Source organism: Pseudonocardia sp. Ae505_Ps2 (assembly GCF_001932425.1).
Taxonomy (GTDB): Bacteria; Actinomycetota; Actinomycetes; order Mycobacteriales; family Pseudonocardiaceae; genus Pseudonocardia.
In genome coordinates this window covers 5,870,570-5,892,124 of sequence record NZ_MCIP01000001.1, presented here as the reverse complement: position 1 = coordinate 5,892,124, position 21,555 = coordinate 5,870,570, and the positions used below count along the sequence as shown (strand labels likewise).

At 74.8% G+C, this 21,555-nt stretch carries 20 protein-coding genes; 8 read left to right on the top strand and 12 right to left on the bottom strand.

Features of this window, described 5'->3' with window-relative positions; all coding sequences use genetic code 11:
- Positions 1 to 64 precede the first annotated feature (64 nt).
- Genes Ae505Ps2_RS27475 through Ae505Ps2_RS27465 form a run of 3 tightly spaced genes read right to left on the bottom strand, consistent with a single transcriptional unit; the run spans position 65 to position 2,951 of the window.
- Positions 65 to 829 (bottom strand): ABC transporter ATP-binding protein, encoded by a 765-nt coding sequence (locus Ae505Ps2_RS27475; protein WP_075310991.1) that lies wholly within the window; start codon positions 827 to 829, stop codon positions 65 to 67.
- Positions 826 to 1,974 (bottom strand): iron ABC transporter permease, encoded by a 1,149-nt coding sequence (locus Ae505Ps2_RS27470; protein WP_075554124.1) that lies wholly within the window; start codon positions 1,972 to 1,974, stop codon positions 826 to 828. The genes Ae505Ps2_RS27475 and Ae505Ps2_RS27470 overlap by 4 nt, the downstream gene beginning before the upstream one ends.
- Complete coding sequence (locus tag Ae505Ps2_RS27465; RefSeq protein WP_233147626.1) at positions 1,971 to 2,951, bottom strand: ABC transporter substrate-binding protein; 981 nt, start codon at positions 2,949 to 2,951, stop codon at positions 1,971 to 1,973. The genes Ae505Ps2_RS27470 and Ae505Ps2_RS27465 overlap by 4 nt, the downstream gene beginning before the upstream one ends.
- Before the next feature lie 139 nt (positions 2,952 to 3,090).
- Here Ae505Ps2_RS27465 and Ae505Ps2_RS27460 point away from each other — a divergent pair, with 139 nt between their 5' ends.
- Positions 3,091 to 3,915 carry a transposase family protein gene (locus tag Ae505Ps2_RS27460; RefSeq protein WP_075553479.1) on the top strand — a complete coding sequence of 275 codons (825 nt, stop codon included), beginning with the start codon at positions 3,091 to 3,093 and terminating at the stop codon, positions 3,913 to 3,915.
- Between the two features lie 63 nt (positions 3,916 to 3,978).
- Positions 3,979 to 4,962 carry an LLM class flavin-dependent oxidoreductase gene (locus tag Ae505Ps2_RS27455; protein ID WP_170917093.1) on the top strand — a complete coding sequence of 328 codons (984 nt, stop codon included), beginning with the start codon at positions 3,979 to 3,981 and terminating at the stop codon, positions 4,960 to 4,962.
- Here the strand turns inward: Ae505Ps2_RS27455 and eutC are convergent.
- The 4 genes from eutC to Ae505Ps2_RS27435 form a co-directional block, all read right to left on the bottom strand.
- On the bottom strand, positions 4,931 to 5,650 hold the full coding sequence (eutC, locus tag Ae505Ps2_RS27450) for an ethanolamine ammonia-lyase subunit EutC (RefSeq protein ID WP_075310997.1): 720 nt from the start codon (positions 5,648 to 5,650) through the stop codon (positions 4,931 to 4,933). The genes Ae505Ps2_RS27455 and eutC overlap by 32 nt on opposite strands.
- Positions 5,647 to 7,023: an ethanolamine ammonia-lyase subunit EutB gene (locus Ae505Ps2_RS27445; RefSeq protein ID WP_075310999.1), complete on the bottom strand. Its 1,377-nt coding sequence runs from the start codon at positions 7,021 to 7,023 to the stop codon at positions 5,647 to 5,649. Before Ae505Ps2_RS27445 ends, eutC begins: the two co-directional genes overlap by 4 nt.
- The gene (gene eat / locus Ae505Ps2_RS27440; RefSeq protein ID WP_075311001.1) at positions 7,020 to 8,414 is read right to left on the bottom strand and encodes an ethanolamine permease; all 1,395 of its coding nucleotides are present in this window, start codon (positions 8,412 to 8,414) and stop codon (positions 7,020 to 7,022) included. The genes Ae505Ps2_RS27445 and eat overlap by 4 nt, the downstream gene beginning before the upstream one ends.
- Positions 8,415 to 8,600: 186 nt before the next feature.
- On the bottom strand, positions 8,601 to 9,179 hold the full coding sequence (locus Ae505Ps2_RS27435) for a TetR family transcriptional regulator (protein WP_075554122.1): 579 nt from the start codon (positions 9,177 to 9,179) through the stop codon (positions 8,601 to 8,603).
- 78 nt (positions 9,180 to 9,257) lie between these two features.
- On the opposite strand from Ae505Ps2_RS27435, the gene Ae505Ps2_RS27430 reads away from it, so the two are divergent.
- On the top strand, positions 9,258 to 10,817 hold the full coding sequence (locus Ae505Ps2_RS27430; RefSeq protein ID WP_075554121.1) for an MFS transporter: 1,560 nt from the start codon (positions 9,258 to 9,260) through the stop codon (positions 10,815 to 10,817).
- Positions 10,818 to 10,830: 13 nt separating this feature from the next.
- Here Ae505Ps2_RS27430 and Ae505Ps2_RS34075 read toward each other — a convergent pair whose 3' ends face one another.
- The 3 genes from Ae505Ps2_RS34075 to Ae505Ps2_RS27415 are packed head-to-tail and all read right to left on the bottom strand — an operon-like array spanning position 10,831 to position 14,416.
- Positions 10,831 to 12,510 carry an HlyD family efflux transporter periplasmic adaptor subunit gene (locus Ae505Ps2_RS34075; RefSeq protein ID WP_075554120.1) on the bottom strand — a complete coding sequence of 560 codons (1,680 nt, stop codon included), beginning with the start codon at positions 12,508 to 12,510 and terminating at the stop codon, positions 10,831 to 10,833.
- A gap of 20 nt (positions 12,511 to 12,530) precedes the next feature.
- Entirely contained in the window at positions 12,531 to 13,751 is a 1,221-nt protein-coding gene (locus Ae505Ps2_RS27420; RefSeq protein WP_020622710.1) for an ABC transporter permease, read from the bottom strand.
- Positions 13,748 to 14,416, bottom strand: coding sequence for an ABC transporter ATP-binding protein (locus Ae505Ps2_RS27415; protein WP_075311009.1), 669 nt, complete (start codon positions 14,414 to 14,416; stop codon positions 13,748 to 13,750). Before Ae505Ps2_RS27415 ends, Ae505Ps2_RS27420 begins: the two co-directional genes overlap by 4 nt.
- Before the next feature lie 284 nt (positions 14,417 to 14,700).
- Here Ae505Ps2_RS27415 and Ae505Ps2_RS27410 point away from each other — a divergent pair, with 284 nt between their 5' ends.
- On the top strand, positions 14,701 to 15,156 hold the full coding sequence (locus Ae505Ps2_RS27410) for a MarR family transcriptional regulator (RefSeq protein WP_075311011.1): 456 nt from the start codon (positions 14,701 to 14,703) through the stop codon (positions 15,154 to 15,156).
- Here the strand turns inward: Ae505Ps2_RS27410 and Ae505Ps2_RS27405 are convergent.
- A complete protein-coding gene (locus Ae505Ps2_RS27405; protein WP_075311013.1) occupies positions 15,108 to 16,361 on the bottom strand; it encodes an FAD-dependent monooxygenase in 1,254 nt (417 codons plus the stop codon). The two genes, Ae505Ps2_RS27410 and Ae505Ps2_RS27405, sit on opposite strands and share 49 nt — an antisense overlap.
- A gap of 124 nt (positions 16,362 to 16,485) precedes the next feature.
- Between Ae505Ps2_RS27405 and Ae505Ps2_RS27400 the strand changes: the two genes are divergently transcribed.
- From Ae505Ps2_RS27400 to Ae505Ps2_RS27385, 4 genes are all read left to right on the top strand, one after another.
- Positions 16,486 to 17,076: a TetR/AcrR family transcriptional regulator gene (locus Ae505Ps2_RS27400; protein WP_212567675.1), complete on the top strand. Its 591-nt coding sequence runs from the start codon at positions 16,486 to 16,488 to the stop codon at positions 17,074 to 17,076.
- Between the two features lie 80 nt (positions 17,077 to 17,156).
- Entirely contained in the window at positions 17,157 to 17,714 is a 558-nt protein-coding gene (locus Ae505Ps2_RS27395) for a 2Fe-2S iron-sulfur cluster-binding protein (RefSeq protein ID WP_075333670.1), read from the top strand.
- Positions 17,711 to 18,727, top strand: coding sequence for a xanthine dehydrogenase family protein subunit M (locus tag Ae505Ps2_RS27390; protein ID WP_075311030.1), 1,017 nt, complete (start codon positions 17,711 to 17,713; stop codon positions 18,725 to 18,727). The genes Ae505Ps2_RS27395 and Ae505Ps2_RS27390 overlap by 4 nt, the downstream gene beginning before the upstream one ends.
- Positions 18,724 to 20,832, top strand: a complete 2,109-nt coding sequence (locus tag Ae505Ps2_RS27385; RefSeq protein WP_075554118.1) for a xanthine dehydrogenase family protein molybdopterin-binding subunit — start codon at positions 18,724 to 18,726, stop codon at positions 20,830 to 20,832. Before Ae505Ps2_RS27390 ends, Ae505Ps2_RS27385 begins: the two co-directional genes overlap by 4 nt.
- Here Ae505Ps2_RS27385 and Ae505Ps2_RS27380 read toward each other — a convergent pair.
- Positions 20,804 to 21,490, bottom strand: coding sequence for a gamma-glutamyl-gamma-aminobutyrate hydrolase family protein (locus tag Ae505Ps2_RS27380; protein ID WP_075311034.1), 687 nt, complete (start codon positions 21,488 to 21,490; stop codon positions 20,804 to 20,806). The genes Ae505Ps2_RS27385 and Ae505Ps2_RS27380 overlap by 29 nt on opposite strands.
- Positions 21,491 to 21,555 lie beyond the last annotated feature (65 nt).

Genomic DNA, 21,555 nt, shown 5'->3' with positions numbered 1-21,555 from the left:
GTTCCCGGCCCGACGTCGTGGCGCCCGCGCCGGGTGGGACCCACCCGACGCGGGCGGACCGTACTCAGGGGGACAGCACGATCAGCGGACAGTCCGCCGACGGGTGCGCCAGCACCGTCGCGGTGACGCCGTAGACCGCGGCGATCCGCTCCGGGGTCAGCACCTGCGCGGGTGTCCCCGTGGCCACGGCCCGGCCGGCGTCGAGCAGGCACAGCCGGTCGCAGTAGCGCGCGGCCAGGTTCAGGTCGTGCAGGGCCACCAGCGTGGGCAGGCCCAGCTCGCGCACCAGCGCCAGCAGCTCCAGCTGGTGGCGGACGTCGAGGTGGTTGGTCGGCTCGTCCATCACCAGCAGCGCCGGGCGCCCGACCAGTGCCCGCGCGACCAGTGCGCGCTGCCGCTCACCGCCGGACAACGTGGCGAAGCGGCGTCCGGCGAGGCGGGAGAGCTCCAGCAGCTCCAGGGCGGCGGTGACCAGGGCGTCGTCGACCGGGTCGTCGGCGGCGAGCGGGCGCTTGTGCGGCGAGCGCCCCATCGCGACGACCTCGCGCACGGTCAGCGGGAAGTCCGAGGGCATGTCCTGCAGGACCACGCCGACCCGCTGGGCCACCCACCGCGCCGGGGCCCGCCGCACGTCGGTCCCCTCGACCAGGACCGTCCCCGACGACGGCACCCCGACGCGGTAGACGGTGCGCAGCAGCGAGGACTTGCCGCTGCCGTTCGGGCCGAGCAGCCCGACGACCTCGCCCGCGCCGACGGTCAGCGAGACCCCGGCGACCAGCGTGGCCGCCCCGGCGACGACGTGCACGTCGTCGATCTCCAGCGGGGTCACCGCGCACCCTCCCGGCGCCCGTCGCGGCGCAGCAACCACACGAAGAACGGGCCGCCGACCAGCGCCGTGACGATCCCGACCGGCAGCTCCTCGGGGATGACGACGGTCCGCGCGACCAGGTCCGCCAGCACCGTGAACAGTGCGCCGACCAGCACCGCGACCGGCAGGCCCCGCCGGTGACCGGACCCGACGAGGAACCGGACGACGTGCGGCAGCATCAGCCCCACGAAGCCGATCACCCCGCTCACCGCGACCGTCACCGCGACCAGCACGGCGACGACGACGAACATCGCCTGCCGGAACCGGTGCACGTCCAGTCCGAGGGCGCCCGCGCTCTCGTCGCCGGCCAGCAGCAGGTCCAGGTCACGCGCCCGCGACACGAGCACCACGACCCCGGCGCCGAGGACGACCGCCGGCACCACCAGCACGTCCCAGCGGGCGGCGCCGAACCCGCCGAGGGTCCAGAACAGCACCTGCGACGCCAGCGTGGGGCTGGGCGCGGTCAGCACCAGCAGGCCGGTCAGCGCCGACAGCACCGACCCGACCGCGACACCGCCGAGGATCAGCCGCAGGACGGTGATCCGCCCGCCGGAGCGGGCGATCACCAGCACCACGGCGAGGGTCAGCAGCGCCCCGGCGAACGCGGCCACGTTGAGGGTGAGCGCGCCCGCGCCGAGCAGCCCGAACCGCATCACGACCACCGCGCCCGTCGCCGCGCCCGCGGAGACGCCGATGACGCCCGGCCCGGCCAGCGGGTTGCGCACCACGGCCTGCAGCACCATCCCGGCCACCGTCAGCGCCGCGCCGACCAGCCCGGCGAGCAGCACCCGGGGCAACCGGGTGTCGGCGATGATCAGGTCGTCGGCCCGCGACCAGTCCGGGTCGGGCACCCAGGCGGTGCCGCCGACCCGGTGGGCGAGGATCCGCCAGGTCACCGACCAGGGCACGTGCACCGAGCCCGTGGTGAGCGCGAGACCGGCGGCGAGCACCAGCAGCACCGCCAGGACGGCGACCGCCGTCGCCGTCGGCACCCGGCCGCGCCCGCCGTCGCGGCCCGCGCCACGACCGGCGCCGCGGGCCGGCGCGGGATCGGGGAGCGGCCCGTCCGGGCGCAGCACCGCGAGGAGCCGCGCGCGCCCGGTCACCGGAACCGGTCGGGGTGCAGCTCGCGGGCCAGCCGCTCGACGGCGTCGACCGAGCGCGGCCCGGGCTGGGCCTCCGACAGCGGGACCGTCGGGAACGGACCGGCCAGAGCGGGCAGTCCGGCGAGTGCCGGCGTCGCGCGCAGCGTCGCGATCTTCGACTCGACGCTCGGGTCGAGGTAGTCGTAGATGAGGACGACGGCGGGGGCGCGGCGTACGACCTGCTCCCAGGACACCTCGCCCCAGCGCTGGTCGAGGTCGGCGAACACGTTGCGCCCCCCGGCACGCTCGATCATGTCGGTGAGCAGCGCCCGGCCGCCCGCGGTGCGGGGCGCGTCGGTGCCGCTGTTGTAGACGAACACCGGCACCGGATCGACGGTCCCGAGCTGCGCCGCGACGGCGTCGAGCCGGGCCCGCATGCCCTCGACGCTGCGCTCGGCCCGCTCCGGCACCCCGAAGATCGCGCCGATCCGGGTCGTCTCGCCGAACAGGTCCTCGAAGCCCGAACGCCCCTCCCGGCACGACTCGGGGTTGAGGTGGCTGTCGATGCCCAGCTCGGCGAGCCGCGCACGGGTGTGTCCGCTGGACTCGGAGAATCCGTCGGGGTAGCCGGAGTAGACGAAGTCGGGCTCGGCGGCGAGCAGCTGCTCCAGCGACGGCTGGCCCGGCGCGAGCACCGGCACCGTCGCGTACGCCGCGGCGTAGCGCTCGCCGATCTGCCGGTTCCTCAGGTACGCCGTCCCGACCATCGACCGCTCCACCCCGAGCTCCAGCAGCAGCTCGGTGGCGTTCGAGGTCAGGGTGACCGCCCGGGTGGGCGGCGCGGTGTAGGTCGTGGTCACGCCGCAGTTGTCGTCGACGACCGGGAACCCCGCGGCCGGCGCCCCACCGGCCGGGGCGTCGGTGACGGCGGCGCCGCACCCGGCGAGCAGCAGCAGGGACAGGGCGGCGCCGACGACGCGCAGACGGGGTGGGGGCACCGACCCAATGAGGTGTTCTCAGTAGCGGGGTGGCAGGTCGTGGCGACACGCCGAGGGTGGTGAGATGAGCGGGAACGGGGCAGGACCCCGGTAGATCGGTTCGGTCGAGCACAGATCGACACCGTCACCGAGGTCCTGCATGTCTGATCCTGTCACCTACACCGCTGTCCTCCCGATCGGGGAGCGCACCGTGGCCTATCTGGCGCGGCTCCTGGTCCTTCAACGCCGTCGACGTGGCACCCGGCGGCGGGCGTTGACCCCGTTCGCCCAGGCAGTGCTGGTGATCCGCTGGTTCTGTGATGCTACCCGGGTCCGATGTTCGGCCGGTGACAACGCGATCAGCACTGCAACGGCCTGCCGTTACCTGCACGAAGGCATCGACGTCCTCGCCGCGGCCGCACCCGGCCTGCACGGAGCCCTGCTCGCCGCCCGCACAGCCGGGCACACCCACGTGAATCTCGACGGCACCCTGATCGCCACCGACCGGTGCCGCGCGCTCGGCCTCACCCCCGGGGTCGACCTGTGGTGGTCGGGCAAGCACCGCCGCCACGGCGGGAACATCCAGGTCCTCACCGCACCTGATGGATGGCCGCTATGGACCAGCGACGTGCGGCCGGGCCGCGAGCACGACACCCGCTGCGCCCGTACCCACCCCGGGCTGCTCGAGGGCCTGGCCGCGTTCACCGACGACACCCACGCCGCGCTGGGCGATCTGGGCTACGAAGGCGAAGCCGACCGGCTCACCGTGCCCATCAAACTCGCCCCCGGCCGCGGGCAGACGGTCAACCAGCGCACCGTCAACACCCTGCACTCAGCCCTTCGTGCTCTGGCCGAACGCGGAAACGCCCTGCTCAAGACCACCTTCGCCGCGTTGCGGCGAGTCACGCTATGTCCCTGGCGCACCGGCGCGATCACCGCAGCTGCGCTCGTACTACTCCACACCGAGTACGACCGCACGACATGATCAACCCGCTACTGAGAACACCTCAATGTATGAAAACCTCGTCAGATGTCCATAGTGTCCGGTGTGAGATGGGGCGTGCTCACCCACGCGGCCGGCCCGCGCGACGCGGCGTCCGAGCTGGCCGACACCGTCGGCCTCGCGGTGCTCGCCGAGGAGCTGGGGTTCGCGTCGTTCTGGCTGGCCCAGCACCATCTCGGCGCCCAGCAGGGGCACGCGTCCTCACCGCTGGTGGTCCTGGCCGCGGTCGCCGCAGCCACCTCGCGGATCCGGCTGGGCACCGCCGTCGTCGTGGCGTCGCTGGAGCACCCGCTGCGCCTCGCCGAGGACGCGGCCACCGTCGACGTGCTCAGCGGTGGCCGGCTCGAGCTGGGACTGGGCGCCGGGTCCGACCCGGGCGTCGCCGAGGCGTTCGGCGCCGCCCCGGCGCAGCGGTACGCCCGTCTGGGCGCCGCCCTGGACGCGCTCACCGGCACCGGGCCGGCCGTCACCCCGCGGGCACCGGGTCTGCGGGAGCGGCTGTGGCTGGCGACCTCGTCCCCCGAGGGCGTCGACACCGCCGCGCGCCACGGCCTGGGGCTGCTGTCGGGGCGTCGCTCCGGCCCGGCCGGACCCGACGACCGACGCTCCGCCGGGCTGCTGGCCCGGTTCCGCGCCGCCGGGGGTGCCCGGGTCGGGCTGTCCCGGCCGGTGCTTCCCGGCTCCTCGCGCGCGGCCGTGCACGCGCTGCTCGCGCCGCACGTCGCCCGGCGCGGACACGATCCGGCGGCCTGGTTCGCTGCCGGGAACGTCCACGCCGGCACCGGCCCCGAGGTGCGCGCCGCACTGGAGGCGGATCCCTGCCTGCCCTACGCCACCGACCTGCTCTGCCACGTCCAGCCCGCCCGGCTGACCCTGGCCGAGCTGCGTCCGGTCCTGCGCGGGCTGGCGGAGCTGGCCGGCGCACCGCCGGTCGCGGCCGGACCGGGTACGACCGGGGCCACCCCGGCCGGCCGCGGGGGCGCCCGCTGCGGGCCGCTCAGCCCGGCGGCAGCGCCGGATCGGCCTTGAGCGCGACCCCGGACAGCTTCAGCCGCCGCGCCTCGCTCATCAGCAGCGCCAGGGTGGTCGCCGCGGCGGCGTAGCCGGTGCCGTGCGGCGGGCGGACGTTGGAGATGCAGTTGCGCTCGGAGTCGCGGCGCCCGCGGTGGGCGTCGTAGGTGAAGTACAGCCCCAGCGAGTCCACCGAGCTCATCCCCGGCCGCTCCCCGACGAGCACGACGACGTGCCGGGCGCCGAGGGCGGAAGCGATCTCGTCGCCGAGCGCGACCCGGGCCTGGGTGGCGATCACGACCGGGGCCACCCGCCAGCCGTCGAGCCGTTCCAGGATCTCGGCGAGCATCCCCGGGGCGTGCTCGGCGACCGCCCGCGGCGAGAGCCCGTCGGCGACGACGAGCGCCACGTCGTGGTCGCCGCGGGGCAGCTCGGTGCCCGCGGCGAGGCGGCGGCCCAGGTCGGGCCGGGTCAGGTACTCGGTGCGGTCGGCGGGCGCGCCCGCGGCGTGCAGCGTGGACACCCCCAGCCCGGTGATCCGCTCGGCGAGCGCGTCGACGTCGAGCGGGGTGTGCACGGCGTCGCGGGCGGCGGCGTGCGCGGCGCGCAGCTCCAGCAGCCGCGCGGTCGGCAGGGCGTCCCCGGCGCGGCCGAGCGCCACCCGGGCCCGGGTGGAGGCGCGCAGCACGTCGAGCGGGTCGCTCACCGGACACCCGCGGTCAGGGTCCGGACGGCGCCCGCGGGCAGGTCCCGCAGCCGCCCGTCGCCGTCGAGCATGTCCATCGTGGTCAGCCACGCCTCGAACTCCGGCGCGGGACGCAGCCCGAGCACCTGGCGGGCGTAGAGCGCGTCGTGGAAGGACAGCGACTGGTAGTGCAGCATCACGTCGTCGCCGCCGGGCACGCAGATGACGAACGAGCAGCCCGCCGCGCCGAGCAGGGTGAGCAGCGCGTCGGTGTCGTCGGCGTCGGCCTCGGCGTGGTTGGTGTAGCAGACGTCGACACCCATCGGGACGCCGAGCAGCTTCCCGCACATGTGGTCCTCCAGCCCGGCGCGGGTGATCTGCTTGCCGTCGAGCAGGTACTCCGGCCCGATGAACCCGACGACGGTGTTGACCAGCAGCGGGTCGAACGCCCGCGCCACGGCGTAGGCGCGGACCTCCAGCGTCTGCTGGTCGACGCCGTGGTGGGCGTCGGCGGACAGCGCGGACCCCTGGCCGGTCTCGAAGTACATGCACTGCGTGCCGACGGTGCCGCGGTCCAGCGACAGCGCGGCGGAGTGCGCCTCCCGCAGCATCGCCAGGGTCACCCCGAACCCGGTGTTCGCGGCCTCGGTCCCGGCGATCGACTGGAACACCAGGTCGACCGGGGCGCCGCGTTCCATGATCTCGATCGAGGTCGTGACGTGGGCGAGCACGCAGGACTGGGTGGGGATGTCGTAGCGGGTGCGGACCTCGTCGATCAGGTGCAGCAGGTCGGTGGTGCGCTGCGGCGAGTCCGTCGCCGGGTTGATGCCGATGACGGCGTCGCCGCAGCCGAGCAGCAGCCCGTCGACGATCGAGGCGGTCACCCCGGCGGGGTCGTCGGTGGGGTGGTTGGGCTGCAGCCGGGTCGCCATCGTGCCGGGCAGCCCGACCGTCGAGCGGAACGCGGTGACGACCGGGGTGCGCCGCCCGACGGCGATCAGGTCCTGCAGTCGCATGAGCTTGGAGGTCGCCGCGACCATCTCCGGGGTCAGTCCGGGGGCGAGCGCGGTGGTGTCGGTGGCCGGGTCGAGCAGGTGCTCGCGGAACTCGCCGACGGTCATCGACGCGACCGGGGCGAACGCGTCGGCGTCGTGCGAGTCGACGATCAGGCGGGTCACCTCGTCGTCCTCGTAGGGGACGACCTGCTCGTCGAGGAAGGTGGCGAGCGGCAGGTCGGCCAGCACCGTCTGGGCGGCGACCCGTTCCTGTTCCGAGCGGGCAGCGACCCCGGCAAGCACGTCCCCGGACCGTTGTGGCGTGGCCGCGGCCAGCAGTGCGCGCAGGTCGGCGAACTCGTGGGTGTGGCCCCCGAGCGTGGTCCGGCGGACCGTCACGTGAGCTCCTCCTCCGCGCGGGCCAGCGCGGCGAACTCCTCGTCGGGTGCCGCGGCGACCAGGTGGTGTCGTGAGTAGAGCGCGAAGTACAGCATGAACAGGGCGAAGGCGCCGAGGGTCGCGCCGGCGGCGACCGGGTCGACCAGGAAGGTCGCGACGACCGCCAGCACCGCGACGACCAGGGCGAACCCGGTCGTCGCGACCCCGCCCGGGGTGCGGTACGGGCGGGGCATCTCCGGCGCGCTCCGGCGCAGCACGATGTGGCTGACCATCATCAGCACGTACGACAGTGCCGCCCCGAACACCGCCATGTTGAGCAGCACCGCGCCCTGCCCTGTCAGCGACAGCAGGAACCCGATCACGCCGGGCACGACGAGCGCGAGCGTGGGGGCCTTGCGACCGTTGGTCACCGACAGGGCCCGGGGCAGGTACCCGGCCCGCGACAGCGCGAAGGTCTGCCGGGAGTAGGCGTAGATGATCGAGAAGAAGCTGGCGACGAGCCCGGCGAGACCGACGTAGTTGACGACGACGCCCGCCGTGGACCCGCCGAGCGCCTCCACCAGCGGGTTGCCCGACTCCGAGAGCGCCTGCGCGCCGAGCGCCCCGGTCGCCAGCACCAGCACCAGCGCGCCGGTGACGAGCAGGACGAGCATCGCCGCGACGATCCCGCGGGGGACGTTGCGCTCCGGGTCGCGGGCCTCCTCCGCCGCGAGCGGGACGCCCTCCAGGGCGAGGAAGAACCAGATCGCGAACGGCACCGCCGACCAGATCCCCAGCCAGCCGAACGGCAGGAACGCCGAGGCGCCGGCGGCGTCGGTCGGCGGGATGTCGACGAGGTTGCCCGCGTCGAACAGCGGCACCGCGGCGACGGCGAAGATCAGCAGTCCGACCACGGCGATCGCGGTGATCACGAACATGACCTTGAGCGCCTCGCCCACGCCGGCGATGTGGATGCCGATGAACAGCACGTACGCGGCCAGGTAGACCCACCAGCCGTCGGTGATGCCGAACAGGCCGAGCGACTCGACGTAGGCGCCGATGAAGGTGGCGATGGCGGCCGGGGCGATCGCGTACTCGATGAGGATCGCGGTGCCGGTCGCGAACCCGCCCCACGGGCCGAGCGCGCGCCGGGCGAAGGTGTAGCCGCCGCCCGCCGCCGGCAGCGCCGAGGACAGCTCGGCCATCCCCAGCACCATCGCGAAGTACATGGCGGCGATGACGACGCCGGCGATCAGCAGCCCGCCGAACCCGCCCTCGGCGAGACCGAAGTTCCATCCCGAGTAGTCGCCGGAGATGACGTAGCTGACGCCGAGACCGGCGAGCAGGACCCAGCCCGCCGCCCCGGTGCGCAGCCGTCGTCGCTCCAGGTAGTCCGACGGATCGTTCGCCATGGCGTCCTCCCGGGGCGCGTCGTCACCGACGGGGCCCGTCGGGTGTGGACAAGCTAGGGAGTCCGGCCCGGTCGCGGACAGGGCCGCGCGGGGTAAACGGTGTGAGGAATGTGTGTCGCCACAGGGGCGGTAGGACACACGATCGTCACAGTCGACGGGTACGGGACGGCCGACCGCGCCGCGGGGTCAGCGCTCGGCCGGCGGCGTGCGCAGCGCCGCGTCCACCATGTCCAGCAGGTCGGCCTCCAGCCGCTCCCGCACCGCCGGTTCCAGGTCCGCCGCCCACAGCGGTCGTCCGCCGATCCCGTCGGCGGCGGCGAGGACCAGCGTGCGCGTCGCCTCCGGCACCCCGTCCCCGGCGAGCGCGGCCTGCCAGCGCTCGTCGTCCACCCGGGCCAGGTCGAGGACCTCGGGCACCGCGAGCAGCTGCGCGATCAGGGTGAACCGTTCCAGGGCCTCGCCCTCGTCGACCGGTGCCAGGCTGGCCCGCACGTAGGCGCGCACCAGTCGTCCGGGGGTGCCCTCGGGTTGGTCGAGGTGGGCGTGCACGGCGTCCCAGAACGCGTCGAGCTCCACCTGCGCCAGGGCGACGAGCAGCGCGGTCTTGCTGGGGAAGTGGTAGACGAGTCCGCCCTTGGAGATCCCGGCCTCCCGCGCGACGAGGTCGAGCGTCGACCCGATGCCGTGCGTGCGGATGGCGGACGCGGCGGCGTCGAGCACCAGCTTGCGTGTGTCCTCCGGGGACCGTCCGGTCGTGCGACCCATGCGTCCATCCTCCCGTCCGGTGCCGGCGAGACGGACACCACGTCGAAACTAAACCGACCAGTCGGTACAGTTTTGCTCATGTACGCCGACACCACCACCCAGGGGCTCACGCCCCGCCGCCGCTGGGCGGCCCTCGTGGTGCTGTCGATCGCCGTCCTGGTCCTCGCGGTCGACAACACCGTCCTCTACCTCGCCGTGCCCTCGCTGACCGCGGACCTGTCGCCGACGGCGACCGAGATCCTGTGGATCGGCGACGTCTACTCCCTGGCGCTGGCCGGGCTGCTCGTCGTCATGGGGTCGCTGGCCGACCGGATCGGCCGCAAGCGGCTGCTGCTGGTCGGCGCCGCCGCGTTCGGGGCGGCATCGCTGTTCGCGGCGCTGTCCACCAGCCCCGCGATGCTCATCGCGGCCCGGCTGCTGCTCGGCGTCGCCGGCGCGACGCTGATGCCCTCGACGTTGTCGCTCATCCGCACCGTGTTCACCGACCCGGCCGAGCGGGCCCGGGCCGTCGCGGCCTGGGCGGCCGCGGCCAGCGGCGGTGCCGCGGTCGGCCCGCTGGTCGGCGGCGCGCTGCTCGAGCACTTCTCCTGGGGCTCGGTGTTCCTGATCAACGTCCCGATCATGGTCGTGCTGATCGTGGCCGGGGTGTGGCTGCTGCCCGAGTCGCGCGACCCCGCACCGGGGCCGTTCGACCTGGTCTCGGCGCTGCTGTCGATGGCCGCGATCGTGCCGGTCGTGTGGGCGGTCAAGCACACTGTCACGGCCGGGATCGACGTCGCCGGCGTCGCCGCGCTGGCGGCCGGGCTCGCGTTGGGCGCGCTGTTCGTCCGTCGCCAGAGGCGTCTGACCGTCCCGCTGATCGACGTGTCGCTGTTCGCCCGCCCGGCCTTCGCCGGCTCGGTGTTCGCCGGGTTCATGGCCGTGTTCGCCCTCATCGGGACGCTGTTCTTCTTCTCCCAGTACCTGCAGCTCGTGCGCGGGTTCTCACCGCTGCAGGCCGGTCTCGGGGAGCTGCCGACCACGCTGTCGGCGGTCGCCGTCGTCGCCGTCGTGGGGCGGTTCTCCCGCGTGCTGGGGCTCGGCCGGGCGATCGCGGTGAGCCTCGGGCTGGTCACCGGGGGGCTGGTGGCCGTCGCGGTCGCCGAGGGCTTCACCAGCTACCTGTGGCTGGCGCTGGCCCTGGTCCCGCTGGGGCTCGGCGTCGGCCTGACACAGACGCTGACCACCGACGCGGTCGTGTCGTCGGTGCCGCCGCGCAAGGCGGGAGCGGCGTCGGCCATCTCCGAGACGGTGCTGGAGCTGGGGGTCGCGATGGGCGTCGCCGTCCTCGGGTCGGTGGTGTCGCTGATCTATCGCGACCGCCTCACGCTGCCCGCCGGGCTGGACCCGGCCGCGCGGGCCGCGGTGACCGACTCGCTCGCCGCGGGCACGAACGCCCTCGACCCGGCCTCGCCGGTGCTCGACGGTGCCCGCGCCTCGTTCACCGTCGCCATGCAGACGACCTCGCTGATCGCCGCGGCGGTCACCCTGGCCGCGGCGATCGTCGCCTGGCGGACCATCCCGGCGACGGCCGGGACGGTCGCGGAGGACGCGCCGTCGCGTCCGGTCACCCACCGGGGCGGAGCGCGCCGGGGGTGACGGGCGGAGCGGGTCAGTTCCCGCCCGCGCCGCCCCCGCCGGGGCCACCTCCGCCGGGGCCGCCCGGGGTCGCCGCGACGGTGGCCTGCGGCAGCAGGACCTGCTGGCCGTCGTCCAGGCCGGAGCGGACCTCGGTGAACTGGTCACCGACCAGGCCGGGGACGAACTGCCGGGTCACCGGGGCGCCGTCGTCGCCGGGCACGTCGACGACCGAGCGCCCGCCCTCCTGCCGGACGGCGGTGTTGGGCACCCGCAGCACCCCGTTGCGGGCCTCGGTGCGCACGTCGGCCTGTGCGGTCTGGCCGTCGCGCAGCTGGGGGTCGGTACGGTTCAGCACGACGGTCGCGTAGTAGCTCACGACGCCGGAGAGCTGCGTCGCGGTCGGCGCGACGGCCACCACGGTCGCGGGCAGGCTCACCCCGGGCAGTGCGTCGACGGTGACGTCGACCGTCTGGTTCGGCGCGACCCGGGCGGCGTCGCTCTCCTCGAACGGGACGACCAGCTGGTAGGTCTGCAGGTCGTTGAGGGTGATGAACGGGGCCCCGCCGGCCGCGGACGCGCCGCCCCCGGTGGCCCCCGCGGTGCCCGATGCCGCCGACGCCGACCCGACGGCCTGCGGGATCCGGGCGTCGGAGCCGGGGGCGAGCGCGGTCGTGGAGCTCGCGGCGGGCACGACGTCGCCGACCGCGCCGTTGATCGCGGACACGGTGCCGGCGACCGGGGCGCGCAGCAGCGTGTCGTCCAGGCCGCGCTGGGCGTCGGCGAGGGTGTTGCGGGCGTCGGCGACCACGGCGTCCTGCACCGCGACGTCGGCCGGTGCGTCGTTGTTCGCCCCGGTGAGTTGGGAGCGGGCGTCGGCGACCGCGCTCTCGGCGTTCGCGATGGAGACCCGGCCGGAGGCAGCCCCGGTGTCGCGGGTGCCCTCGGCCTGCGCCAGCGCCGTCTGGGAGGCGATGACCTGGCCCTTCGCCGTCGTCACGGCCTGCTCGTCGGCGGCGACGGTGGTGCAGGCCGGGTCGGTCGTGGCCGCGCCGAGTCCGGACCCGCCCGACGTGCCGGACCCGCCGGACAGGCCGCCGAGCAGGCCGCCGCCGGAGGACGCGGCGTCGGGCTCCGGGGTGGCCGGGTCCGGGGTGGCGGTCGCGGTGCTGCCACCGGAGCGCTTGCAGGCCCGCCGGTCGGTCTCCAGCTTCTCCTGCGCCGCGGCGAGCTGCTTGCGGTCGAAGGCCAGCTGGACCTTCGCCCGCTCGACGGCGGTGTCGTTCGCGGCGTTCTGCGCACCGACCTGGTCGCGGGTCGCGGCGAGCACCGACTCGGCCGAGCCCAGCGACGTCTGTGCGGCCTCGACGGTGTTCGCGCCGGTCAGCTTGCCCAGCGACGCCTGCTGCTGGTCCAGGGCGGCCTGCGCGGCGACGACCTTCGACCGGGCCTCGGCGTCGTCCAGCCGGGCCAGCGGCTGCCCTGCCGCGACGGTCTCGCCGACCTCGACCAGCAGCTCGGTGATCCGGCCGCCCTCGGTGAACCCGAGGTTCTGCTGGGTGATCGACACCAGCGAGCCCGACGCCGACACCCCGGTGGAGACCACACCCCGGTCGACGACGGCCGTCGGCGGCGGTTGCTCCCCGCCGCTGCAGGCCGTGAGGCCGACGAGTCCGGCGAGCAGCAGGCTGCCCGCGAGCCGCAGTCGGGTCATGAAGTGCTCCTCAGCTGCTGTCACTGGTGCCGCAGTGCGTCGATGGGCCGCATCCGTGCGGCCCGGTTGGCGGGGAAGCCGCCGGCGAGCAGCCCGATCAGCAGGCTCACCCCGAAGGCGAGCACCACCGATCCGGCCGACACCGTCGGGGCGGGGAAGTCGGGCACGAGGCGGGGCAGGACGATCCCGGCCAGCACGGACACGCCGACGCCGAGCAGGATCCCGATGACCCCGCCGATGCCGGTCAGGACCATCGCCTCGATGAGGAACTGCTGCAGGATCGCGCGGCGGCGTGCGCCGATGGCCTTGCGGATGCCGATCTCGCGGGTCCGTTCGGTCACCGTGACCAGCATGATGTTGGCGACGCCGATGCTCCCGACCAGCAGCGAGATGCCCGCGACCGCCGCGACGAAGATCGTCACGAAGCTCAGGACCTGCGAGGACTGGTCGAGCAGGCTCTGCAGCGCGGTGACGGTGTAGTCGCGGTCCTGCGGGTCGTCGATGCGGTGCCGTTCGTCGAGGATCGTGGTGACCTGCTCGACCGCCTGCGGCACCGCGTCGGTGGACACCGCCCGCACGGTGATCTGGTCGACGTCGTCGCCGCCGCCGGTCAGGTAGGCCCGCGCGGCACCCAGCGGCATGACCGCGACGTCGTCCTGCTGCCCGTTGGCCGCGAGCACGCCGATCACCCGGAACGAGGTGCGACCGATCCGCACCTCCGAGCCGAGCGCCTCGCCGGCGCGGCCGCCGAACAACGTGGCCACCGGGTTGGGGCCGAGCACCACGACCTTCGCCCGGGTCGTGGCCTGGCGGTCGTCGAAGAACGACCCGACGACGAGCTCCCGGTTGGCGATGTCGAGATAGTCGGCGTCGGCGCCGGTCACGCCGCTGCGGACGCTCCCGCCGCCGGCCAGCTGCAGCTGCGCCGAGCCGGTCACCGACGGGCTGACCGAGGCGACCGCCGGGGCGGAGGCCCGGTCGCGCAGGGCGCGGACGTCGGCGTCGGTGAGGTCGCGCGGGGTGCCGGTGCCGCTGATGCCGCCGCGGTCCGGGGTGATCTGGATCTGGTTGGCGAGCGGCCCGAACGCGTCGGCGACGAAGCGCTGCAGCCCGTTGCCGAACGCGACCAGCACGATCACCGCGGCGACCCCGATGATGATCCCGAGCATCGTCAGCAGCGACCGCAGCGGCCCGGCACGCAGGCCCCGTACCGCGATCCGCGCGGACTCCCAGATCGTCATCGGCGCTCGTCACTCACGATCCGGCCGTCGCGCAGGGTCACGACCCGCTTGGCGAACTCGGCGACCTCGGGTTCGTGGGTGATCAGCACGACCGTGCGGCCGGACTCGTTGAGCTCCACGAACAGGTTCATCACGTCGGTGGTCGAGGTGGTGTCGAGGTTCCCGGTCGGCTCGTCGGCCAGGATCATCGACGGGTCGGTGACCAGTGCGCGGGCCACCGCGACGCGCTGCTGCTGGCCGCCGGAGAGCTCGTTGGGCCGGTGGTCGCCGCGGTCGGCGAGCCCGACCCGCTCCAGCGCGCGCCGCGCCCGGCCCCGGCGGTCGCGCCCGCCGGCGTAGACCAGCGGCAGCTCCACGTTGGCCAGTGCGGTGGTGCGCGGCAGCAGGTTGAACGACTGGAAGACGAAGCCGATCTTCTGCAGCCGGATGTCGGCGAGCCGGTTGTCCGACATCCGGCCGACGTCGATGCCGTCGAGCCGGTAACTGCCGGAGCTCGGCACGTCGAGGCAGCCGAGGATGTTCATCATCGTGGACTTGCCCGAGCCGGAGGGGCCCATGATCGCGACGAGGTCGCCGTCGTCGACGCGCAGGTCCACGGAGTCGAGTGCGCGCAGCTCGAGGGCTCCGTTCCGGTAGACCTTGGAGACCCCCTCGAGTTCGATCACGATTCCGGAGATTACGCACGCCGGCATTCCGGGAATTCGTCGGGCCGACTCCGGGAATGGTGGGCAAAAATGCGTCGCCACTCGATCGAGTGAATCACATCACAGGGCCGTCACCTGCGGTTGGTTGATCAGTTTACGCGGAATCGTTGCCATTCCAGGGAGGCGACAGGGTGATCGCCCTCGACGGGGCGCGATGAATTCGTGACCATCTCGTGACCGATCCCGCCGCGAATGCGGCCGGCCCTGTCCGGCTACGGTGCCGTGGACCGAAGCCGGGCGGCCGCATGAGCGAGAGCCGACACCTGCTGGAGGGGCTCGCCGGCCCGACCGTCGCGCTGGAGGCGGTGACCCGGGCGACCCACGAGTTCACCGGGAGACAGGCCCGGCGGGCGGGGCTGCACCCGACCGACCTGTGGGCGCTGCGGCTGCTCGACGTGCACGGCTCGCTCGGGCCGACCGAGCTGGCCCGGCGGCTCGACCTGCGGCCGGCCTCGACCACCGCGCTGATCGACCGGCTCGAGGCGGCAGGTCACCTCGAGCGGGTGCCCGACCCGCACGACCGCCGCCGCGTCACCGTGCGCTCGCGGGAGGAGTCCTTCCGTGCGCGGCTCGCGCAGTGGGAGCCGGCCGTCCGGGCCCTCGACGACGTCGCCCGCCGCCTCTCCGACGACGAGGGTGCGGTCGTCGAGCGCTACCTGCGCGAGGTCGTCGCCACGCTCGACGAGCTCGGCGCCGGGTAGTCCGGGAGGCCGAACGTGTCGACCGCGCCGGTCGGCGTGGCCCCGAGCATTCCGGTGACCCGTTTCCCGGCCGGGCTCGCGACGGCCCGGAACGCGGTGCGCAGCGTCCGGATCCCGGCCCGGGTCCGCGGGTTGGCCAGCCTCAGCGGCGGGAGCTTCTGTGCCCGATCGGTCGCGGGCCGCAGCAGCTCCTCGTAGCGGCGCAGTGCGCCTGCGGTGTCGCCGGGGTGGGAGGCCAGCTCCCCGGCCAGCACGTAGGCACCGATCAGTGCCAGGCTCGTGCCCCCGCCGCCCAGTGGCGACGGGCAGTGCGCGGCGTCGCCGAGGAGCACCACCCGTCCCGAGCTCCAGCGCGGGGCCATGACCTGCCCGACGGCGTCGAAGTACATCGGGGCTCCGTCCGGCCCGTCGCCGAGCTCGCGCAGGATCCGCGGGGCGACCCAGCCCGCGGCGGCGAAGGTCCGGCGGAGGACGGTGCGGACGTCGGCGTCGCCGAGGGTCTCCAGGCCCCGCACCCCGGACAGGAAGGTCAGCATGGCGCGGGTGGTGCCCAGGTTGTCCGGGCGCAGGTGCACCCCGCGCGAGCCGGTCCCGTGGAACCAGTTCCACCAGGCGTTGTCGTCGGTGGTGCGGGGGATCGTCAGGTAGGCGCCGTACATGCCGGTCTCGCGGACCGTGACGTCGTCGAAGACCAGGTCGCGGGTGCGCGACCGCAGCCCCTCGGCGACCACGATGAGGTCGGCGGTGACGGTCGTGCCGTCGTCGAGGGCGACCCGGGCCGGGCCGTCGGCGGTGCCCCGGTCCTCGACGCCGGTGATCCGGGTGCCGAACCGGAACGTCGTGGACGCCGGCGCGGCCTCGATCAGCACCCGGGCCAGCTCCCCGCGCAGGATCTCCAGCTCGGCGGTCGGCCCGTCGGTCGGCCCGGTCGGGTCCATCGGGATCTCCGCGACGGCCCGCCCGTCGTCGCCGATCACGCGGAAGCCGACCTCCCGGGTGCCCGCGGCCCGCACCGCGTCCTCCAGCCCCATCCGTCGCAGGACCTCGCGTGCGGCGCCGCGGACGTCGACGTTGTGCCCCTCGTCGCGCCGTCGCGGCGTGCGCTCCAGGACGGTGGTGCGCCAGCCGTACGCGGCCAGGCGCAGCGCGAGCGCGGAGCCGGCGATGCCGGCGCCGGAGATGAGTGCGTGCCGGGAGGAGGTCATGGTAGTTAGATGACCGAACTACCCGGTCGGCTAAACCTGCGCGACGACCTCGTCTCCCGAGATGGAGCAGAACGCTGTGCCAGATACGATGCGGAACAGCGTTCCGGGCGGCAGGGAGTCTGTGGTGGGTGTGCAGCGGGAACCGGTGCGGTCCGACGCCCGGCGCAGTCGCGCCGCCCTGCTCGAGGCCGCCGCGGCCGAGTTCGTGACCTCGGGCGTCGACGCGCCGGTCCGGGCGATCGCCGCCCGCGCGGGGGTCGGTGTGGGCACGGTCTACCGGCACTTCCCGACCCGGCCCGACCTGGTGGTCGCCGTCTATCGGCACCAGGTCGAGAGCTGTGCCGCGGCCGCCCGGGCCTGCCTGGACGCCGGTCCGACGCCGTTCGACGCGCTCGTGGCGTGGGTCGGGGAGTTCGTCGACCTGGTCGTCACCAAGCACGGGCTGGTCGCGATGCTCGTCCACGACGACGGCCGTTCCGCCGCCCTGCACGAGCTGTTCGTGGAGCGGCTGCTGCCGGCGGCGGAGGAGATCGTCCGGGCGGCTCGGGATGCCGGGCAGCTGCCGTCCGACGTCACCACCTACGAGGTGCTGCGCGGGATCGGCAACCTGTGCTTCGGTGCCGACGCCGACCCTGCCGACCCTGCCGACGCCGACCCTGCCTACGACGCCCGGCGCGCCGTCGGCTTCTTCCTCGCCGGCCTTCGGGTTGCCTAACCGGAACATCGTTCCTCTATAGTAACGGAGGAGGCTCCGTTTCGGGGTCTCCACTCCGTCTCCCGAAGGAGCGCACCATCGTGGACTCCACGATCTCCCTCACCGTCGACGGCCGTCGCCACGAGCTGACGGTCGACACCCGCACCACCGTCCTCGACGCGCTGCGTGACCGGCTCGGCGTGACCAGCGCCAAGAAGGGCTGCGACCACGGCCAGTGCGGTGCGTGCACCGTCCTGATGGCCGGGCCCGGCGAGCAGGGGCCGGGCCGCCGCGTGCTGTCCTGCCTCTCGCTCGCCGTCGCCCACGACGACGCCGCGGTCACCACCGCCGACGGCCTCGGCGACGGGGCGGACCTGCACCCGCTCGCCGAGGCCTTCGTGACCCACGACGCCTACCAGTGCGGCTACTGCACCCCCGGCCAGATCTGCTCGGCCGTCGGGATGCTCGATGAGGCCCGCGCCGGGCACCCCAGCGCGGTCACCTCCGACCTGTCCGCCGACGGGCCCGCCGTGCTGGACCGTGCCGAGATCGCCGAGCGCCTGTCCGGGAACCTGTGCCGCTGCGCGGCCTACTCCGGCATCGTCAGCGCCGTCAGCGCCGTCAGCGCCGTGGGCACCGGAGCGGGGGCGTCGCGGTGAAGCCGTTCGCCTACACCCGCCCCGGCGACGCCGCGGCCGCCGTCGCGACCGTCGCCGCCGACCCGTCCGCCGTCTACCTGGCCGGGGGCACCAACCTCGTCGACCACCTCAAGCTGGGCGTGGCCGGCCCGGGCACGCTCGTCGACGTCACCGGGCTGCTGTCCACCGCGATCACCCCGACCGCCGACGGCGGCGTGTCCATCGGCGCGGGCGCCCGCAACACCGACGTCGCCGTGGACCCGCGGGTCCGGCGCGACTACCCGGCGCTGTCCGCGGCGCTGCTCGCCGGGGCCTCGGGGCAGCTGCGCAACATGGCGACGACCGGCGGGAACCTGCTGCAGCGCACCCGCTGCTCCTACTTCGCCGACCTCACCGCGCCCTGCACGAAGCGGGACCCGGGGCAGGGCTGCTCCGCGCAGCAGGGCTGGGCCCGCCACCACGCGATCCTCGGCGCGCCCGAGGGCGGCTGCATCGCGACCCACCCGTCGGACATGGCGGTCGCCCTGGCCGCGTTCGACGCCAGGGTGCACGTCCTCGGCCCGGACGGGGAGCGCACCGTCGCCGCGACCGAGCTGCACCGGCTGCCCGGCGACGACCCGTCCCGCGACACCGTGCTGGAGCACGGGGAGCTGATCACCTCGGTCGAGCTGCCCGCACTGCCGGTCGCCGCGCGCTCGGCCTACCGCAAGGTCCGCGACCGCGCCTCCTACGCGTTCGCGCTGGTGTCGGTGGCCGCGGCCCTCGACGTCGCCGACGACGGCACCGTCCGCGACGTGCGGATCGCCCTCGGCGGGGTCGCGCACCGGCCGTGGCGGGCGCACCGCGCCGAGCAGGCGCTGCTCGGCGGGCCCGCCACCGACGAGGCGTTCCGGGCCGCCGCGGCGGCCGAGACCGCCGACGCCCGTGCCGTGGACACCGCCGTCGGCGGCAACGCCTTCAAGATCCCGCTGGTGGCCGGGACGGTCACCGCCACCCTGCGCGGCCTCGCCGCGCACCGGACGGAGGCCGCATGACCAGCACCGTCACCCCCGGCACCGCGGGCACCGCGCACACCCGGATCGAGGGCCCCGCCAAGGTCACCGGCAACGCCGTCTACGCCTACGAGCAGGACACCGTCGCGCCGCTGCACCTGTGCGGTGTCGGCGCGACGATCGCCCGTGGCCGGGTCCGCGCGGTCGACACCGCCGCCGCGGCCGCGGTCCCCGGGGTGGTCGCGGTGCTCACCGCGGACACCGCGCAGCGGCTCGACGACGGCGCGAGCACCGAGCAGGCCGTCCTGCAGACCCGCGCCGTGCACCACCGCGGCCAGTACGTCGCCGCGGTGCTCGCCGAGACCGCCGAGGCGGCCCGGGAGGCCGCCGGCGCCGTCGTCGTCACCTACGACGCCGAGGACGCCGTCACCGCGTTCGACCCCGACTCGTCGCAGGCCTACACCCCCGAGGTGGTGGTCGCGTTCCCGCCGGACACCCGCACCGGCGACCCGGAGACGGCGTTCGCGCAGGCCCCGGTACGGATCGACGCCACCTACCGCACGCCGATCGAGTACCACCACCCGATGGAGCCGCACTCGACCGTGGCCCGCTGGGACGGCAGGCACCTCACCCTGTTCGAGGCCTCGCAGTCGGTCTGGGACGCCCGGCGCCAGGTCGCGGCGTTGTTCGGGATCGGCGACGACGACGTCACCGTCGTCTCGCCGCACGTCGGCGGCGGGTTCGGGACCAAGGGCGCGCTGCACGCGGGGTCGGTGCTGGCCGTGCTCGCGGCGCGGGCCGTCCCCGGCCGGTCGGTGAAGCTGTCGCTCACCCGGCGCGAGATGACCGACACCACCGGCTACCGGCCGGCGACCGTGCAGCGGGTCCGGCTCGGCGCGGGGACCGACGGTCGGCTGCCCGCGCTGGCCCACGACGTCGTCGAGGGCGGGGCACGGATGGCCGAGTACGGCGAGCCGACCGCGGTGATGAGCCGGCACCTGTACGCGGCGCCGCACCGGGCGACCTCGCACCGGGTGGTGCCGTTGGACCTGTCGACGCCGACGTACATGCGCGCCCCCGGCGAGGCGCCCGGCAGCTTCGGTGCGGAGTCCGCGGTCGACGAGCTCGCCGTCGCGCTCGGGATCGACCCGGTCGAGCTGCGGATCCGCAACGAGCCCGACGTCGACCCCGACACCGGCAGGCCCTTCTCCAGCCGCAACCTGGTGGCCTGCCTGCGGCGGGGCGCCGACCGGTTCGGCTGGGCGGACCGCGACCCGCGGCCGCGCACCCGGCTCGTCGACGGCTGGTGGCACGGCACCGGTGTCGCCGCGGCGTTCTTCCCGACGTTCGCGATGCCCGGCTCCGCCGCCGCGATCCGGTACTCGGCCGACGGGACCCCCGGCGCCGGAGCGCCGGGTCGCTACCGGGTGGACATCGCCGCGTCCGACATCGGCCAGGGCGCCCGCACGGTGCTCACCCAGATCGCGGCCGAGGCGCTCGGGGTGCCACCCGCGCAGGTGGACCTGAACCTGGGCGACACCGGCCTGCCGCACGCGACCATGGCCGGGGGCTCCGCGGGCACCGCGTCCTGGGCGACGGCGATCGTCGAGGCCGCCGACCGGTTCCGCGACAAGTGGGGCACCGACCCCGAGGACGGGGCGGAGGCCGACGGCGTCGCCGGGCACAACCCGGCGATGGCCGAGTACGCGATGGGCGCGCACGGGGCGCACTTCGTCGAGGTCGCGGTGCACGCCGACACCGGCGAGATCCGGGTGCCGCGGATGCTGGGGGTGTTCGCCGCGGGACGCATCCTCAACCCGCTGACCGCCCGCTCGCAGTTCCTCGGCGGGATGGTGTGGGGGCTGTCGATGGCGCTGCACGAGGAGGGCGTCGTCGACCCGGCCCGCGGGCACGTGGTCAACCACGACCTCGCCGGCTACCACGTGGCGGCGAACGCCGACGTCGGCGACATCGACGCCGAGTGGGTCGACGAGCACGACCCGCTCGTCAACCCGGTGGGTGCCAAGGGCATCGGGGAGATCGGGATCGTCGGGGTGGCCGCGGCCGTCGCGAACGCCGCCCACCACGCCACCGGCGTGCGGGTCCGGTCGCTGCCGATCACGCTGGAGCACTTCCTGGCGGTCTGAGCGCGAGGGCCAGGACCCGCTGCGCCCGTTCGGCGAGTCGCTGCGGGTCCTGCGCCGCCGTCGCCGCCCGGAGCGCGTCGGCGTCGAGACCGTCGGGCACACCGAGGGTGAACCAGCGCTCCAGCAGGTCCACGGTCATCTCGGGGTGGAACTGCACGCCCACGCTGCGGCCGGCCAGGAACGCCTCGTGTCCGGCCCCGCTGGTCGCGAGCAGCTCCGCCCCGGGCGGCGCGACGAGCTGCTCGGCGTTCCAGCAGAACCACGGTCCGGCCGGGAGGCGGTCGTCGACCGGGTCGACCGGGTGCCATCCGATCCGGGCGGCCGGCAGCGTCGTCCGGCCGCCGCCGAGGGCCTCGGCGAGGAGCTGGGCACCGAAGCAGACCGCGAGGACGGGCACGCCAGCGTCGTGCGCGGCACGCAGGAAGTCGACCTCGCGGCCCGCCCACCCGGCGATCCGCTCCCGCGGCCACGGCGCGCCGAGGGTGACCACCAGGTCGGCCCCGGCGGGGTCGGGGAACCGGGTGTCGACGTCCGGGGTGTCGTACCGGGACGCGGGCACCACCGTCGTCCACTCCGGACGGACGCCGTGTCGTTCCAGGGCCGGGCCGAGCAGCCCGAGCCCGGCGACGTGGTCGTGGCCGATCACGATGGCGCGCACCGGCCCACCCTGCCACCGGCCGGGTTTGTGCCGCACGGCCGCGGGTAGCCCTCGTCCGGCCCGCG